The organism is Planosporangium mesophilum, from assembly GCF_016863255.1.
GTDB lineage: Bacteria > Actinomycetota > Actinomycetes > Mycobacteriales > Micromonosporaceae > Planosporangium > Planosporangium mesophilum.
Genome location: NZ_BOON01000001.1, coordinates 93,286 through 110,439, shown reverse-complemented (window position 1 = coordinate 110,439; position 17,154 = coordinate 93,286). Strand labels below are relative to the sequence as shown.

The 17,154-nt window shown below is 72.0% G+C and carries 13 protein-coding genes; 7 read left to right on the top strand and 6 right to left on the bottom strand.

The window, feature by feature from the left end; translation table 11 throughout:
* Positions 1 to 18: 18 nt before the first annotated feature.
* The gene (locus Pme01_RS00430) at positions 19 to 1,203 is read right to left on the bottom strand and encodes an ROK family transcriptional regulator (RefSeq protein WP_168113209.1); all 1,185 of its coding nucleotides are present in this window, start codon (positions 1,201 to 1,203) and stop codon (positions 19 to 21) included.
* Positions 1,204 to 1,610: 407 nt separating this feature from the next.
* Between Pme01_RS00430 and Pme01_RS00425 the strand changes: the two genes are divergently transcribed.
* The 7 genes from Pme01_RS00425 to Pme01_RS00395 all read left to right on the top strand — a co-directional run bounded on the left by Pme01_RS00425 (position 1,611) and on the right by Pme01_RS00395 (position 10,556).
* On the top strand, positions 1,611 to 2,873 hold the full coding sequence (locus Pme01_RS00425; protein ID WP_168113210.1) for an ABC transporter substrate-binding protein: 1,263 nt from the start codon (positions 1,611 to 1,613) through the stop codon (positions 2,871 to 2,873).
* Positions 2,874 to 3,096: 223 nt separating this feature from the next.
* Positions 3,097 to 3,939, top strand: a complete 843-nt coding sequence (locus Pme01_RS00420; protein ID WP_239087938.1) for a carbohydrate ABC transporter permease — start codon at positions 3,097 to 3,099, stop codon at positions 3,937 to 3,939.
* A complete protein-coding gene (locus Pme01_RS00415; protein WP_168113211.1) occupies positions 3,936 to 4,844 on the top strand; it encodes a carbohydrate ABC transporter permease in 909 nt (302 codons plus the stop codon). The genes Pme01_RS00420 and Pme01_RS00415 overlap by 4 nt, the downstream gene beginning before the upstream one ends.
* Before the next feature lie 133 nt (positions 4,845 to 4,977).
* Positions 4,978 to 6,984 carry a 1-deoxy-D-xylulose-5-phosphate synthase gene (gene dxs / locus Pme01_RS00410; protein WP_203935355.1) on the top strand — a complete coding sequence of 669 codons (2,007 nt, stop codon included), beginning with the start codon at positions 4,978 to 4,980 and terminating at the stop codon, positions 6,982 to 6,984.
* Between the two features lie 51 nt (positions 6,985 to 7,035).
* On the top strand, positions 7,036 to 8,475 hold the full coding sequence (locus Pme01_RS00405) for an outer membrane protein assembly factor BamB family protein (RefSeq protein WP_168113213.1): 1,440 nt from the start codon (positions 7,036 to 7,038) through the stop codon (positions 8,473 to 8,475).
* Between the two features lie 177 nt (positions 8,476 to 8,652).
* Positions 8,653 to 9,327, top strand: coding sequence for a response regulator transcription factor (locus tag Pme01_RS00400; RefSeq protein ID WP_168113214.1), 675 nt, complete (start codon positions 8,653 to 8,655; stop codon positions 9,325 to 9,327).
* Positions 9,324 to 10,556 carry a sensor histidine kinase gene (locus Pme01_RS00395; protein WP_168113215.1) on the top strand — a complete coding sequence of 411 codons (1,233 nt, stop codon included), beginning with the start codon at positions 9,324 to 9,326 and terminating at the stop codon, positions 10,554 to 10,556. Before Pme01_RS00400 ends, Pme01_RS00395 begins: the two co-directional genes overlap by 4 nt.
* 64 nt (positions 10,557 to 10,620) lie before the next feature.
* On the opposite strand, the gene Pme01_RS30725 is transcribed toward Pme01_RS00395, so the two are convergent.
* The 5 genes from Pme01_RS30725 to Pme01_RS00370 form a co-directional block, all read right to left on the bottom strand.
* Positions 10,621 to 11,538: a DUF2637 domain-containing protein gene (locus Pme01_RS30725; RefSeq protein ID WP_168113216.1), complete on the bottom strand. Its 918-nt coding sequence runs from the start codon at positions 11,536 to 11,538 to the stop codon at positions 10,621 to 10,623.
* 153 nt (positions 11,539 to 11,691) lie between these two features.
* Positions 11,692 to 13,764: a 3-hydroxyacyl-CoA dehydrogenase NAD-binding domain-containing protein gene (locus Pme01_RS00385; RefSeq protein WP_168113217.1), complete on the bottom strand. Its 2,073-nt coding sequence runs from the start codon at positions 13,762 to 13,764 to the stop codon at positions 11,692 to 11,694.
* Positions 13,761 to 14,954 carry a thiolase family protein gene (locus tag Pme01_RS00380; RefSeq protein ID WP_168113218.1) on the bottom strand — a complete coding sequence of 398 codons (1,194 nt, stop codon included), beginning with the start codon at positions 14,952 to 14,954 and terminating at the stop codon, positions 13,761 to 13,763. Before Pme01_RS00380 ends, Pme01_RS00385 begins: the two co-directional genes overlap by 4 nt.
* A 112-nt stretch (positions 14,955 to 15,066) precedes the next feature.
* Complete coding sequence (locus tag Pme01_RS00375) at positions 15,067 to 16,347, bottom strand: ribonuclease D (protein WP_373315422.1); 1,281 nt, start codon at positions 16,345 to 16,347, stop codon at positions 15,067 to 15,069.
* A gap of 77 nt (positions 16,348 to 16,424) precedes the next feature.
* Positions 16,425 to 17,006, bottom strand: a complete 582-nt coding sequence (locus Pme01_RS00370; RefSeq protein ID WP_168113219.1) for a DUF3000 domain-containing protein — start codon at positions 17,004 to 17,006, stop codon at positions 16,425 to 16,427.
* Between the last annotated feature and the right edge of the window lie 148 nt (positions 17,007 to 17,154).

Here is a 17,154-nt window from a genome sequence, read left to right as displayed (position 1 = left end):
GCCCACAACTCTCGGTGATCATGAAGCAGACACGACGCCGAGGGCGAGCGTGACCCCGCCGAGCGCCGAGGCGCGCTGTTCGAGCTGGGCCGAGACGACCTGTACGGCGTGGACCGGGGCGGCCATCGCGGTGTCGGCGAGCCCCCGCCGCAGCGGCTCCCGCATCAGCGGCGCCCCGCCGCGCAGCTCGCCGCCGAGCACGATGCGGGCCGGGTTGATCAGGTTGACCAGGCCGCCGAGCGCGTACCCGAGCTGGGTGCCGGCGTCGATGAGCAGCCGCCGGCAGCCGGGGTCGCCGTCGGCCGCGAGCCGTACCAGTTCGCCGAGGTCGGCCAGGTCGGGCCGGGTCAGGCGGGCGTTCTCCAGCAGCGCCCGCCCGCCGGCGGTCAGCTCCAGGCAGCCGCGGTTGCCGCAGCGGCAGAGCGGGCCCCGGGCGTCGAGGGTGACGTGGCCCAGCTCGCCGGCGGTACCGGCGGCGCCCCGGTAGAGCCGGCCGTCGAGCACGATGCCGGCCCCGATACCGGTGGCGAGCTTGACGTAGACGAAGTCGACGCAGCCCCGGCCGGCGCCCCACAGGTACTCCGCGAGCGCGCCCAGGTTGGCGTCGTTCTCCACCCGTACCTGCAGGTCGAGCCGGGCCGCCAGCTCCTCGCCGGGTGCCAGCTCGGCCCAGGCCGGCAGCAGGGCGGCGGAGCCGATGCGGCCCTGGCGGGTGATCGGTGCCGGGATGCCCAGGCCCACCCCGACGACGTCGCGGCGGGTGGCCGAGGTGGCCTCCAGCGCGTGGTCGACCAGCGCGGTGGCGACGTCGAGCACCTCGTACGGGTGGTCGTCGGCGTCCCGGTCCAGCCGGGTGGCCCGCTCGGTGAGGATGGTGTGACCGAGGTCGGCCACGGCCACCCGTACGTGCCGGCGGCCGACGTCGACGCCGAGGGCGAGGCCGGCCGCGCGGGTCAGCCGTACCACCGCGGCGGGCCGCCCACCGGCCGGGCGGGCGGCCGACGAGAGCTCCTCGGTGACCAGGTCGGCGCCGGTCAGCTCGGCGAGGCCGGCCGTGACGGTCGGGCGGGACAGGCCGGTGAGAGTGACCAGTTCGGAGCGCGTGCGTGGCCCGTACGCGCGCAGGATCTCCGCGACCCGACGCGCGTTTCCGGCGAGGATCCGGTCCCACAGGGCGCCGGCATCGACGCGTTCCGCAGTCACGGCGGAATCGTCTTAGCGAACCCCGGGTTCTGTCAAGACTTTCCTATACCTGCCCCTATTTGCGCCTTTCTTGGCCTGGGTAACGCTCAATCCACGCCAATGTTGCGGCCTTATCACGAGATCATGTGCAGTTATTGACAGAACGCCGCAAGGGATAGAAGGCTGCCGACCAGAACCGACAGCCCGTCTTCTCACCGGGGAGGAGGCGTGCGGACCTCCGCTCGCCGTAACCCGGGGCCTTGACGGCAGCCGTGGGAGATACGCGACATGGACATCCGGTGCTTCGACACGGAGCACCCGTCGGCGGTCGTGGTCGTCACGCGAGGCCTCGTGCGACGGCCGACGACTCCACGACAGCGGTCGCGACGACAACTGAGGTAAACGACATCGTGACAGATGGAGGTTCGATGCGCTTCTCGAAACGAGCCGCGGTCGCCGCCGCCGGGATCGCCGTCGCGCTGCTGGCCAGTGCCTGCGGCAGCAGCGGCGGTGGCGGGCAGGCCAGCAAGGACGTCGAGGTGTTCACCTGGTGGGCCGACGGCGGCGAGAAGGCCGGGCTCGACGGGCTGGTGAGCCAGTTCAAGACCGACTGCTCGCAGTACAACTTCCAGAACGGCGCCGTCTCCGGTGGCGCGGGCTCCAACGCCAAGCAGGTGCTGGCGTCGCGGCTCCAGCAGGCCCAGCCGCCGGACACGTTCCAGGCGCACGCGGGTGCGGAGCTGACCGACTACATCAACGCCGGCCAGGTCGAGGACCTCAGCGCCCAGTACAAGGAGTGGGGCCTCGACAGCGCCTTCCCCAAGGGCCTGATCGACAGCCTGACGGTCCAGGGCAAGATCTACTCGGTGCCGGCGAACATCCACCGGGCCAACGTGCTGTGGACCAACAAGACGGTCCTGGCGAACGCCGGCGTCAACGAGGTGCCGAAGACGCTGCCGGAGTTCTTCACCGTCCTGGACACGCTGAAGGCCAAGGGCGTGCAGACCCCGCTGGCCGTGGGCAAGGACTGGACCCAGCAGATGCTCTTCGAGGCGGTCCTGATCAGCGACCTGGGCGCGGAGAAGTTCACCGGGCTGTGGAACGGCAAGACCAGCTGGACCGGCGCTGACGTCACCCAGGCCCTCAACGACTACAAGAAGCTCCTGAGCTACTCCAACAAGGACCGCGACACCTTCGACTGGACCGACGCCGAGAAGCTGCTGATGGACGGCAAGGCCGCCTTCCAGCTGATGGGTGACTGGGAGGCCGCGGACCTCGACACCAAGGGCTTCAAGGACTACGGGTACGCGGTGTTCCCGGGCAACGGCAACGCGTACCAGTGGCTGGCCGACTCGTTCGTGCTGCCCAAGGGTGCGAAGAACGCCGAGGGCACCAAGTGCTGGCTGAAGACCCTCGGTAGCGCCGCCGGCCAGAAGGCGTTCAACACCAAGAAGGGCTCGATCCCGGCCCGTACCGACGCCAACGCCGCGGACTACCCGGCGTACCAGCAGACGGCGATCGCCGACTGGAAGAGCGGCGTGCCGGTGCCGTCGTGCCCGCACGGCTCCGCCTGCTCGCAGGGCTGGCAGGGCGCCGTCGCCTCGGCGCAGGGCAAGTTCTCCAGCGACCAGGACGTGGCGGCGCTGCAGAAGGCGCTCGACGCCGCCGCCAAGCAGTACACGAAGAAGTAGTTCCCGTCAGGGTTCTCCATCCACGCCGACGCGGCGGAGCCGGTGCTTGAAAGCCCGGCTCCGCCGCCACCGGCGGCAGGCCGCGGTAACACGGAGGTTCTCTGAGGTGACGACCAGTTCGGCAACACTGCCCCCCGCGCCGGGCAGCCGGCGCAGGCGAAGGAGGTCGGCGCCCGGCGGAGTGCGGCGCTGGGGCCCCGGGCTGCTCCTGCTGTCCCCGTCGCTGATCCTGCTCGCCGTCTTCGTGTACGGGCTGATCGCCTGGACGGCGCGGCTCTCGCTGACCGACCAGCACACGGCGATCAGGTCCGGCAGCGTCGTCGGCCTGAAGAACTACGTCGACCTGTTCGTGAACGACATCAACGGCCGGTTCACCCACTCGCTGAAGAACCTGCTCATCTTCACCGTGGTGTTCATGGTGGGCGCGCTCGTGATGGGCCTCATCTGGGCGCTGATCCTCGAGCGGGGCCTGCCCGGCGAGGGCGTCTTCCGGGCCGTCTACCTCTTCCCGATGGCGGTCTCGTTCGTCGCCTCCGGCGTGGTGTGGCGGTGGCTGATGAACTCCGGCACCGGCGAGCAGGCCGGCGGCCTCAACCGGATCTTCCACGACCTGCACCTGGGCTTCCTGGAGAACCCCTGGTGGACCGACCCGCAGTGGGGCATGGCCGCGATGGCGGTGCCCGCGATCTGGCAGCTCGCCGGGTACGTGATGGCCCTGTTCCTGGCGGGGTTCCGCGGCATCCCGCCCGAGCTGCGCGAGGCGGCCCAGGTCGACGGCGCGACCACCTACCAGATGTACCGGCATGTGCTGTTCCCTCAGCTCACGCCGACGGCGCTGTCCGTCCTGATCATCCTCGGGCACATGTCGATGAAGATGTTCGACCTGATCATGTCCGTCTCCGGGGCACAGTGGATCACCGAGGTTCCCGCCGTGTACGTCTGGCAGACGTTGCTGACCAGCGACTACGCCAAGGCCGCGGCGATCTCGGTCGTCCTGCTGCTGCTCGTGGCGGTCGTGATCGTGCCTTACCTCGTCTACAACAACCGGGTGGAGCGCCGCTCATGACGTCCACGAGCATCGTCACGCCGCCGCCGACTACCGCGTCCGGCCGGGTCGACAGCCCCCGCCCCAAGCGCCGGGGCCTCAACCGCCCGTCGCCGGCCGGCCGTGCCGTGAAGTACGCCCTGCTCCTGCTGTTCCTGCTCATCGTCCTGATGCCGGCCTACGTGCTGATCGTGACCAGCTTCAAGTCGGGCCGGGAGATCGGCGTCAACGGGCAGTGGAGCCTCCCGACCGAGTGGACACTCGCGTCCTGGACCAAGGCGTGGACGGCGCTCCAGCCGTCGTTCCTGCGTACCTTCGAACTGGCCATCCCGGTTGCGCTGATCTCGTCGCTCCTCGGCTCCGCGAACGGGTTCGTGCTGTCGCGGTGGCGCTTCCCGGGCGCGGACGTCGTCTTCACGCTGATCCTGTTCGGAATGTTCATCCCGTATCAGGCCGTGATGATCCCGTTGCGGCAGATCGTCCAGTCCGCCGGGCTGCCGCCGGGCATCCCGACGCTGATCGTCGTGCACTGCATCTACGGCATCCCGATCTGTACGCTGATCTTCCGCAACTACTACGCCACCATCGTGCCGGTCGAGCTCATCGAGGCGGGCCGGGTCGACGGCGCGGGACTGCTGCGCACGTTCTCCTCGATCATCCTGCCGATCTCCGTACCGGGCTTCGTGGTCACGGTCATCTGGCAGTTCACGTCGGCCTGGAACGACTACCTGTTCGCGATCTTCCTGTCGAACACGAGCAACGGTCCGATCACCATCGCGCTCAATGCCCTCGCCGGCGCACAGTCGCCCGACTACGCTGCGTCGATGGCGGGCGCCCTGATCGCGTCGCTGCCAACCCTGTTCGTATACATCGTGCTGGGACGATGGTTCATCGGCGGCCTGATGGCCGGCTCCGTGAAGAGCTGAACCCGATAACCGGGAGTGACGGACCGGTCCGCCGCGGGGGTGGACCGGTCCGTTGCGTGCCACATGTGAGGGATGTGTGAACGAGTGATCGCCCCCGATGACGGCGTGCGCGCCCCCGCTAGACTGGCCCGTCATGAGCGCTTCCGCTGACGGCCCCACCAGTCTTCTCGGCTCCATCCGTGATCCGCAGGACCTGAGGGGGCTGACCGAGGAGCAGCTGACCGTCCTCGCCGCCGAGATCCGGGACTTCCTCGTCGACAAGGTCTCGCGTACCGGCGGCCACCTCGGTCCGAACCTCGGCGTTGTCGAGCTCACCCTCGCGCTGCACCGGGTGTTCGAGTCGCCCAAGGACCGGATCCTGTTCGACACCGGGCACCAGGCGTACGTGCACAAGATCGTCACCGGCCGCCAGGACGGGTTCGACCTGCTGCGCCAGCGCGGCGGCCTGTCGGGCTACCCCAGCCGGGCCGAGAGCGAGCACGACCTGATCGAGAACTCGCACGCCTCCACGGCGCTGTCCTACGCCGACGGCGTGGCCAAGGCGTACGCGCTGCGCGGCGAGAAGCGCCACGTCGTGGCGGTCGTCGGCGACGGCGCGCTGACCGGCGGGATGTGCTGGGAAGCCCTCAACAACATCGCCACCTCCAGGAACCCCCTGGTCATCGTCGTCAACGACAACGGCCGCTCGTACGCGCCGACGATCGGGGGCCTGGCCGACCACCTGTCGACGCTGCGCCTGAGCCCCGGGTACGAGAAGGTCCTCGACCTGATCAAGGATGCGCTCGGCCACACCCCGGTGGTGGGCGGCCCGCTCTACGAGGTGCTGCACGGGCTCAAGAAGGGGCTCAAGGACGCCGTCGCGCCGCAGGCGATGTTCGAGGACCTCGGCATCAAGTACGTCGGCCCGGTCGACGGGCACGACCTGGCCGCGATGGAGTCGGCGCTGCGCCGGGCCAGGGCGTACGGCGGGCCGGTGATCGTGCACGCGGTGACCCGCAAGGGGTACGGCTTCCGCCCGGCCGAGGAGGACGAGGCGGACTGCCTGCACGGCCCGGGCGGCGCGTTCGACCCGGAGACCGGCAAGCTGCTGGCACCGGCCTCGGTGAAGTGGACCCACGTCTTCGCCGAGGAACTCGTCGCGATCGCCGACGAGCGGCCGGACGTCGTCGGTATCACCGCCGCCATGGCCGAGCCGACCGGCATCGCCAAGCTCATGCGCAAGTACCCGGAGCGCGCCTACGACGTCGGCATCGCCGAGCAGCACGCGATCACCTCCGCGGCCGGCCTGGCGATCGGCGGGCTGCACCCGGTCGTCGCGGTGTACGCGACGTTCCTCAACCGGGCCTTCGACCAGGTACTGCTCGACGTGGCCATGCACAAGCTGCCGGTCACCATCGTGCTCGACCGGGCTGGCGTCACCGGTCCGGACGGCCCCAGCCACTACGGCATCTGGGACATGTCGGTCTTCGGTACCGTGCCGGGCCTGCGCATCGCCGCCCCGCGCGACGCCGCGACGCTGCGCGTCGAGCTGCGCGAGGCGGTGGCGATCGAGGACGGCCCGACGATCGTGCGGTTCCCGACCGGCAGCGTCGCCGCCGACCTGCCGGCGATCGACCGGGTCGGCGGCGTGGACGTGCTCGCCCGCGCCGAGCGGCGCGACGTCCTGCTGGTCGCGGTCGGTTCGTTCGCCCACCTGGGCGTCGAGGTCGCCGCGCGGCTGGCCGAGCAGGGGTACGGCGTGACCGTCGTGGACCCGCGCTGGGTCCGCCCGGTGCCGGTCGACCTGGTCGGGCTCGCCCGCGAGCACCGGCTCGTGGTGACGCTGGAGGACGGGGTCCGTACCGGCGGCGTCGGTGACGCGGTCGCCAAGGCGCTGCGCGACGCGGACGTCTGGGTGCCGCTGCGCGACCTCGGCATCCCGCAGGACTGGCACCCGCACGGCACGCGGGCCCAGATCCTCGCGGACCTCGGCCTCACCGCGCAGGACATCTCCCGTCAGGTGACGGAGTGGGTGAGCCGGCTGGAGGACCCGACCCAGCCCCCGGCGCGGACCACGGCGAACGGCCGGACCACGGGCAACGGTCGGACTGCCGTGAACGGCCGGGCGGCCGCGAACGGCGGCCGCGGCGGCCGTCACTGAGCGCGGCGCCGTCTCGCTGCCGTCGGGGCGTCCCTCCCGCACAATGACCGCATGGGACAGGCCGCCGAGCCGCTTATCGACCTGGGTGAGCTGACCGGCGCGGCGCCGTCCGCTGACGACGAGGGCCGGCCACGGGTGCCGGCCCGTCTCGTCCTACTCCTCGTCGCGGTACTGGTCGCGGCCGGTCTGCCCGGCGATGCCGCCCTAATACCGCTGCGCCCGGTGCTGACCACGCCGTTCACCCCGACGGACTTTGACATGGGCGACGACGTGCTGTACCTGTTCGACGGCTCGTACGCGCCCAACCGGGTCCTCGCGCACCGACTGCGCGACGGCAAGCGGCTGTGGCAGGTGGGGTCGCCGGCCACCGCGTCGTACGAGACGGTCCGGCAGGTCGGCGGCCGGACCCTGTTCGTACCGGACCCCTGCACCGCACCCGGATCGGTGTCGACCGTCGCCGTCGACACCGCGTCCGGCCGCGAGGTGTGGCGGCGCCCGGGCACGGCCGAGTGGCTCGTCAGCGGCGGCACGCTGGTCGTGATGGCCCGGCCGCACTTCACGTACGGCTGCGGCACCGGCTTGCCGGCGACCCCCGTGCACTGGGACGCCGTCAACGTCGCCACCGGCGCGCTCGCCTGGTCGGTCGAGGTACCGGAGGTCGACCGGATCTCCCTTGACAGCGGCCGCGACGGCTCGCGGTGGGTGGTGTTCGTCGCGCGCGACGGTACGGTCGTCGTCCGCGACCTGCTCACCGGGGCGGTCACGGCGCAGACCGTGCTGCCCGAACTGGCGCGGCCGGCCCCGCCCGGCGGCCACGCGCCCGCCCTCGGCGGCGACGTCGTACCGGCGCCCGACCTCCTGATCGTCGGCAACCAGGCGCTGCTGCTCCGGCGCCCGGCCATCCGGTTCGGCGGCGGCCCGGCCGTACTCGACATCACCGCGTACGACGTCGCCGGCCTCACCAGGCGGTGGGACGTGCGCGTCGACGTCGGCCCGTCCGACCTGCGCGGCAGCGCCGGCTATGTGGACCTCGCGGCCTGCGGGCCGATGCTGTGCCTGCGCGGGCAGCTGCGGACGGTCTTCCTGGATCCGCGCGACGGTGCGCAGCGCTGGCGCAGTTCGCTGAGGCTGCTGGCGACCAGCGGTGACCGGGCGGTGCTGGCCGACGCGCGGGCGGGCAACGCCGCGGACGAGACGGCGCCGGGCGGGCTGACGGTACGCGACGTCCGTACCGGACAGGAGCGTGGCATCGTCCCGGGCTGGCGGGTCCTCACCGCCGACCTCCGCCGCCAGGCGGCGCCGCTGCTGGGGGTGACCCTGGCCGGCCGTACCTGGTTCGCCCGGCTCGACCTGGCCCGGTTGCGGGTCGTGACGCTCGGCTCGGCCCCCGGCCGGTACGGCTCGTGCCTGGCCGAGCCGGAGTACTTCGCCTGCCGCGGGATCGATGGGTCGGTACGCGTGTGGCGGTCGTGGGTGGCGCCCAGGCTCTAGGGTCGGCCGGGCCGATTGCTGGGCGAGCGGTACCCACGTCGCCTGCCGCGTGGGAAAGACACTCTCCGTGCCTGGGAGTACTCCTCCTGACTCCCGCCGGGGTGGTCACACTAGCGTGGCTCACGCAGACTTCACGTCCAGCAGGATGTGCTGGGCGACGTGGGAGGAGACGACCGGGTGCGGGTACTCGTGGTCGAGGACGAGGCCAACCTTGCCGACGCGATCGCGCGCGGGCTGCGGCGGGAGGGCATGGCCGTGGACGTCGCCTACGACGGATCGGACGGTCACGAGATGGCGTTTGTCACCAGGTACGACGTGGTAGTGCTCGACCGGGACCTGCCGGGGATGCACGGGGACGAGATCTGTGCCGCCCTGGTCTCGGCGGGGGCGCTGACGCGGGTACTGATGCTGACCGCCAGCGGCAGCGTCGCCGACCGGGTCGAGGGGCTGCAGTTGGGCGCCGACGACTACCTGCCGAAGCCGTTCGACTTCACCGAGTTGGTGGCCCGGGTGCGGGCCCTCGGGCGGCGGGCCACCCCGGCCACCCCGCCGGTGCTGTCCGTCGCCGACCTCGTGCTGGACCAGGCCCGGCACGTGGTGACCCGGGGCGGCCGGCCGGTCGAGTTGACCCGCAAGGAGTTCGGTGTGCTCGAGGAGCTGCTCAAGGCCGACGGTGGCGTGGTGTCGAGTGAGGAGCTGCTGGAACGGGTCTGGGACGCCAACGCCGATCCGTTCACGACGACGGTACGGGTGACCATGCTGACCCTGCGCAAGAAGCTGGGGGAGCCGGCGCTGATCGACACCGTGGTCGGCGCCGGCTACCGGATCCGGGTGGAGGAGACGGGGCCATGACCCTCTACGACGCACGCACCTCACGCCGTCCCCGGCCGACGCTGCGGCTGCGGCTGACCCTCCTCAACGGAATCCTCCTCATCGGCGCGGGCGCCGTGCTGGTCGGTCTGTCGTGGACGGTCGTCAGCTCCGCGCTGCACCCCTCCGATCAGCTCCGCGCCGGTACCCAGGTGCAGCTCGCCGACGGCCGTACCGTCGACGCCGGTACCTGGCAGAGCGAGCTGATGCACGCGGCCGAGCGGGACCTCCTGCTCAAGGGGCTGGGCGCGCTGCTCGCCATCGGCACCGCCGGTGTGATCGGCGCGTACCTGGTGGCCGGCCGCGCGCTGCGGCCGCTGCACAGCGTCACCGCCGCGGCGCGACGGCTCTCGGGGGAGACGCTCGACCAGCGGATCTGCTACGACGGCGCGGACGACGAGGTGGCCGAACTGGCCGCCACGTTCGACGCCATGCTCGACCGGATCGGTACCGCGTTCGAGAGCCAGAAACGCTTCGTCGCCAACGCCTCGCACGAACTGCGCACCCCGCTCGCGGTCATGCGTACCGAGATCGACGTGACCCTCGCGGACTCCGATGCCGACGTGGCCGACCTGCGCCGGATGGCCACCGTCGTGCGCGACGCCTCCATCCGCGCGAACGCGCTGGTGGACTCGCTGCTGCTGCTGGCCCGTACCGAGGCACAGGCCGGCCGGCGGCTGGCGCGGAAGGTGCCGGCCGACCTGTCGGCCGGGGCGTCGGCGGCGCTGTCGTCGGTACGCCAGGAGGCGTCCAGGCTCAGCCTCGACGTGACGACCGACCTCGCCCCGGCGCCGGTGGTCGGCGACCCCGGCCTGGTGGAGCGGCTCGCCGGCAACCTCATCGAGAACGCGGTGCGCTACAACCACCTGGGCGGGCGGGTATGGGTACGTACCTGGGCCGACGCCACCCAGGCGTGGCTGGTCGTCGGCAACACGGGCTTCGAGGTGGAGGCCGCCGACGTACCGGGGCTGTTCGAGCCGTTCCGGCGCGGCGGCCGGGAACGTACCGGGGCCCGCGGCTCGGGGCTGGGCCTGTCGATCGTACGGGCGGTGTGCGACGCGCACGGGGGCAGCGTCACCGCGATCGCGCTCGACGGCGGGGGGCTGGAGGTGACGGTACGTCTGCCGGGCGCGGCCACCACGCCGCTGCTGACCGGGTCGGCGACCGTACCGGCGCCGGCTCCCCCCGCATCCCCGGCCCCTCCCCCATGATCACCGAGACTTGTGGCTGCCATAGCGCCCCAAACTCTCGGTGATCATGGGGGAGAGGGCCGGCTCAGGCGGCGACGGCCTGGCGGTTGATCTGGCGCAGGCGCTGGGTGGTGATGCCCAGCTCCGCAGCTATGGCGGCCTGTGTGATGCCAGGTTGTTCCATCTTCATACGGGCCGCGCGCTCCGCCAGCTCGGCGGGTGACAGGACGGCGTCGGCCGGGGTGGCCGCCGCCCGCTTGCGTGGCGCCGCCTTCGCCGGGGCGGCCTTCGCGGCGCGCGACTGGCTGGTACGGGGCGCCGACGACCGGTTGGGCTGGGCTTTGGTGGAGGTGTCGTCCGTGGTCGACGGCGCCACCGGGGCTCCGGCTGACGTCGGCCTCGCCACGACGGTGACGCCGTCCGGTACGGGGCCCGCGACCGGATCGACGGCCGGACCGCCCACCACGGCCGGGCCGCCCACCGCGGCCGGACCGCCCACCACGGCCGGACCGCCCATCGCGGCCGGACCGCCCACCACGGCCGGGCCGGTGGCCGCCGATTCAGCGGCCACCGCTTCGGCCCCCGCGGCCCCGGTGGCCCCGGCCGTCTCCATCACCCGGATCCGGCCCGCCAGCTCGACCAGGCTCACGCTCGCGACGATCACGAGGCCGTCGACCGACAGCGGCAGCAGGTACGGCGACGGGCCCGTCTCGCCGTAGTGCGCCGCGACGCCCACCATGTGCCAGTACGACACCCAGGCGGCGATGCCGGCGATCGTCGAGGTGGCCACGAGGCGTACCGCGGCCAGGGAGCGGCGGTGCACCGGTACCCGCGAGATCAGCTCGACGGTCAGCAGCAGGGCCAGCGGCGGCCAGGCCGCGATGATCTGGCTGATCGGGTTCGGCTGGGCGTGCAGGATGTTGGCGGCGACGGAGGCGGCCACGCCGAGGGTGAGCGTGGCCCGTACGGCCCAGCGGACGCGACGGAGCTGTGGCAGGCGCATCCGTCGATTCTGATGTTCAGCCGTGAACGCGCCAGTCCCTTTCCCGGCGTGTCGGGTGTGACATGCACCAGATGTAGAACGAGGGGCGCTCCCCTACACAAGATCATGTAGGAGAGCGCCCCAGCGCCGTGATCATGAAGGTGGGTGGGCGGGTCAGGCGGGCAGACTGGCCGCGCCCTTGGGCAGGAACCGCTTGCCGGTGACCTTCTCCGATACGCCGGTCCGGTCCAGGTACGGCGTGACGCCGCCCAGGTGGAACGGCCAGCCGGCGCCCAGGATCATGCACAGGTCGATGTCCTGCGCCTCCGCCACGACGCCCTCGTCGAGCATCAGGCGGATCTCCTGTGCGAGCGCCTCCAGGGCACGGTTGCGCAGTTCGTCGGAGGTCAGTGGGGAGTCGCCCACCTGGAGCAGCGCGGCGACCTCGGGGTCGATCTCGCCGCCGGAGGTGAGGAAGCCCGGCTTGCCCGCCTCGACGATGCGGCCGAGGTTGGCGCTGACGCCGTACCGGTCGGGGAACGCGGTGTGCATGGTCTCCGCGACGTGGTGCGCCACGGCCGGCCCGACGAGTTGCAGCAGCGCCAGCGGGCGCATCGGTAGGCCGAGCGGGTCGATCGCGGCGTTGGCGACCTCCAGTGGGGTACCGGCGTCGACGGCCGCGAAGACCTCACCCAGGAACCGGGTGAGCAGCCGGTTGACCACGAACGCCGGCGCGTCCTTGACCAGTACGCAGGACTTCTTCAGCTTCTTGCCGACCGCGAACGCGGTGGCCAGCGCCGCGTCGTCGGTCTTCTCCGCCCGTACGATCTCCAGCAGCGGCATCATCGCGACCGGGTTGAAGAAGTGGAAGCCGACCACCCGCTCGGGGTGCTCGAGGTCGGCGGCCATCGCGGTGACCGACAGCGACGAGGTGTTGGTCGCCAGGACCGCCTCGGGCTTGACGATCTTCTCGAGCTCGGCCCAGACCTGCTTCTTGACGCCCAGGTCCTCGAAGACGGCCTCGATGACGAAGTCCGCGTCGGCGAAGGCGCCCTTGTCGACCGAACCGCTGACCAGGCCCTTGATCTTGGCGGCCTTGCCGGTGTCCATCCGGCCCTTGGCGACCTGCTTGTCGACCTCGGCGTGGACGTACCCGACGCCCTTGTCGACCCGGGCCTGGTCGAGGTCGGTCAGCACGACCGGCACCTCCAGGCGGCGGGCGAACAGCAGGGCGAGCTGGCTGGCCATCAGGCCGGCGCCGACGATGCCCACCTTGTTGACGTCGCGGGCCAGGCCCTTGTCCGGCGCGCCGGCCGGCCGCTTGGCCCGCCGCTGCACCAGGTCGAACGAGTACAGGCCGCTGCGCAGCTCCTCGCTGAACACCAGGTCGGCCAGGGCCTCGTCCTCGGCGGCGGTGCCGGTGGAGAACGGCGCGTCCTTGGCCAGGGCGAGCAGCTCGAGGGCCTTGTACGCGGCCGGGTGCGCGCCGTGCAGCTTCTCGTCGAGCGTCGCCTTCGCGAACTCGAGCACGCCGTCCCAGCTGTCCCGGTCGATCTCCGGCCGCTCCACGGCGATGTCGCCGCGGACCACGCCCGCCGCCCACTCCAGCGACCGCTCCAGGAAGTCGGCCGCCTCGAACAGCTCGTCGGCGATGCCCATCTCCCGCGCCTGCTTGGGCTTGAGCATCTTGTTCATCATCAGCGGGTTGGACAGGATCACCGTCGCCGCGTTGATGATGCCGACCAGGTTGGGCAGCAGCTGGGTGCCGCCCCAGCCGGGCACGAGGCCCAGCGAGACCTCGGGCAGCGCGAGCGCTGCCGCGCCGGTGGACAGGGTCCGGTAGTGGCAGTGCAGCGCCAGCTCCAGGCCACCGCCCATGGCCGCGCCGTTGACGAACGCGAACGTCGGGATCTGGGAGTCCTTGAGCCGCTTGAACACCCGGTGGCCGAGCCGGCCGGTCTCCAGCGCGTCCTCGCGGCCGCGGGCCTGCGGGATGACCGTGATGTCGGCGCCGACGCAGAAGATGTACGGCTTGCCGGTGACGGCGATGAAGCGCGGGTTGCGCTCGATCGCGGCGTCGATCGCGGCGTCCAGGCTGGCCAGGCCGCCCGGGCCGAGGGTGTTGGGCTTGGTGTGGTCGTGCCCGTTGTCGAGCGTGATGAGCGCGGCCTCGCCGTCCAGCCCCGGGATGGTGGTGAAGCGTACGAGCGCCTTGGTGACGACCTCGTTGATGACCGGCTGCGTCACTTGTTTCCCTCCCAGGCAGGGTTCTCCCAGATGACCGTGCCGCCCATGCCGATGCCGATGCACATGGCGGTCACGCCGTACCGCACGTCGGGGCGCTCGGCGAACTGCCGCGACAGCTGCGTCATCAGGCGGATGCCGGAGGACGCGAGCGGGTGGCCGATCGCGATCGCGCCGCCCCAGGGGTTGACCCGCGGGTCGTCGTCGGCGATGCCGAAGTGGTCCAAGAACGCCAGTACCTGGACCGCGAACGCCTCGTTCAGCTCGAACAGGCCGATGTCGTCGATGGTCAGACCGGCGATCTTCAGGGCCTTCTCGGTCGACGGGACCGGGCCGTACCCCATGATCTCCGGCTCGACGCCGACGAAGCCGTAGCTGACCAGCCGCGCGCCAACCGGCAGGCCCAGCTCGCGGGCCACGTCCTCGGCGGCGAGGATCGCGGCGGTGGCGCCGTCGTTGAGGCCGGCCGCGTTACCGGCGGTGACCCGGCCGTGCGGGCGGAACGGGGTCTTGAGCGTGGCCAGCTTCTCCAGGCTGGTCTCGCGCGGCGCCTCGTCGACGCTCGCCAGGCCCCAGCCGGCCTCCGGGTCGCGGACGGCGACGGGTACCAGGTCGGGCTGGAGCTTGCCGTTGGCGTACGCCTTCGCGGTCTTCTGCTGTGAGGCCAGCGCGAACGCGTCCACGCGCTGCTTGGTGATCTCCGGCAGCCGGTCGTGCAGGTTCTCCGCGGTGGAGCCCATGACCAGCGCGGACGGGTCGACGAGCTTCTCGGCGATGATGCGCGGGTTGGGGTCGACGCCCTCGCCCATCGGGTGGCGGCCCATGTGCTCGACGCCGCCGGCAATGGCGATGTCGAGGGCGCCCATGGCGATGCTGGAGGAGACCGTGGTGACGGCGGTCATCGCGCCGGCGCACATGCGGTCGATCGAGTAGCCGGGAGTGGTCTTGGGTAGACCGGCCAGCAGGGCGGCGACGCGGCCGAGCGTCAGCCCCTGGTCACCGATCTGGGTGGTCGCGGCGATCGCGACCTCCTCGACGCGCTCTGGCGGCAGCTGCGGGTTGCGCCGCAGCAGCTCACGAATGCAGCGAATGACGAGGTCATCGGCGCGGGTGTTCGCATACATCCCTCCGGCCTTGCCGAAAGGGGTGCGCACACCGTCGACGAAGACGACGTCGCGGACGGTACGGGGCACGGAGAGCCTCCTAGCGGGCGGTCCTTTTCCGCCGATGTTACTCGCCAGTAGGTCATCGGCGGCGACCCGTTCTTGTGGTCCGACCCACACCGATCGACGACCGAGCCGAGGATCAGGCCGCGGCCGGGCCGCGGAGCGCCTCGGTCAGGCCGGGCGCGATCAGGTCGATCTGCCAGCGTCGCGCCCCGAAGCCGGCCAGCACCTCGCGTACCGCGTCCTCGTCCAGCGGGTCGGGTGGCGACCAGGCCAGCCGGCGGACCGAGTCCGGCGCGATCAGGTTCTCCGGCGGGAGTCGGTGAGTCGTGGCGAGGCCGGTGACCACCTCGCGGGAGCGGGCCAGCCGCGCCGCCGCGTCGGGATCCCGCTCGGCCCAGCGGTGCGGCGGGGGAGGCCCCTCCGCCGGCCCCGTCACCGGCAGCTGGTCGTCGCGCAGCGTCCGGGCGTCGCTGAGGGCGTTGAGCCAGGTACCGGCCATCCGCCGCCCCGAGCGGCCGCCGAAGCCGGGCAGCGACACCAGGGCCCGCTCGTCCTTGGGGTCGGACTCGGCAGCGGCCACGATCGCGGCGTCGGGCAGTACCCGGCCGGGCGTGGTGTCCCGGCGGGCGGCGATCGCGTCCCGGGCGTACCAGAGCGCGCGTACCCGTGACAGCGCCCGCGCCCCGCGTACCCGGTGGATGCCCGAGGTGCGCCGCCACGGGTCGGGGCGGACCCGGGGCGGCTGCCCGGCGCCGGCGACGAGCGACGCGAACTCCTCGGCCGCCCACTCGGCCTTGCCCTGCCGCTCCAGCTCCGCCGCGAGGGCGTCGCGCAGGCCGATCAGCAGCTCCACGTCGAGCGCCGCGTAGCTCAGCCAGGACTCGGGCAGCGGTCGGGTCGACCAGTCGGCGGCTGAGTGGTGCTTCTCCAGGGCGTACCCGAGCAGCGACTCGGTCAGCGCGGCCAGGCCGACCCGCTCGAAGCCGGCCAGCCGGGCGGCCAGTTCCGTGTCGAACAGCCGCAGCGGCAGCAGTCCCACCTCGGCCAGGCACGGCAGGTCCTGGCTGGCCGCGTGCAGTACCCACTCCGCGTCGGCGATCGCCTCGCCCAGCGCGCTCAGGTCGGGCAGCTCGATCGGGTCGATCAGAGCGGTGCCGGCACCCTCCCGCCGCAACTGCACCAGGTACGCCCGGTGCGAGTACCGGTAACCCGAGGCGCGTTCGGCGTCGACCGCGACCGGACCGGTACCCGCGGCGAATCGCCGGACGACGTCGGCGAGTTCGTCCGGTGTGGTGACAGGGGGCGGTGTGCCGTCACGGGGAGCGGTGAGCAGGACCGACTCGGAGGTCGCCGCGGCTTCGCCGCCCTGCGCCGGTCCATTCGCTTCCCGACGGCGTTGGGGGGCTTCGTCGGTCACGGCCCTACCGTACGGCGCCGAGGTTGCGCTCTTGTGCAGCCGGGTCGGCGCGTCGGGGTAGCCGCTTCTCCGAGGGCCTACGACCGGGCCGCCGGAACGGGCGGCCGGGGCTCGGGCAGCGCGGTCACTCCGGGTGGCGGCAGCCCGGCCGTCAACGCGAGCAGCGCGCACCACCCCTCCAGATGGACGGCCAGGTCCTCGTCGAGCGGGGTCCAGGACGCGCGGATCTCGACGTCGGCGCTGCTCGGCGGTCCGGTGAGACCGCCGAAGCGGGTGGACAGGGTCTGCGTCACCGTGCCGGCTAGCGTGGTGTACGCGGCGCCGTTGGCCTCCAGGGCGTCCACCAGCCAGCTCCACCCGACGCCGGGTAGCAGCGGGTCGGTGGCGAGTTCCGGCTCGAGCTCCGCCGTCACGTACGTGACGAGTCGCATCGTGCCCTCCCACGCCTCGTGGCCGGCGGGGTCGTACAGCAGGATGAGCCGCCCGGTCGCCACCTCGTCGCCGTCGCGCCGCACGGTGCCGCTCATCGCGTACCCGAACGGCGCGAGCCGCTGCGGCGCGGACACCTCCTCGAGGGTGATCTCGGGTCGGTGCTGCCCGCCTCGCAGGCGGGCGACGGCGCGGGTGAACGCCTCCGGGGGGACGGTCGAGGGCGCCATGACCGAAGCGTAGGCCTGGTTGAGCCCTCCAACGGCGGCGCCGCGCCGAACATCCGCGCCGCTTGCGTCACCGGCCGTCGCTGATGTCCCTATTTTTCGGTTACTGAGGGCTCCTGATCCCGTGCTGACCGTTGTGTAGACGCGTCCC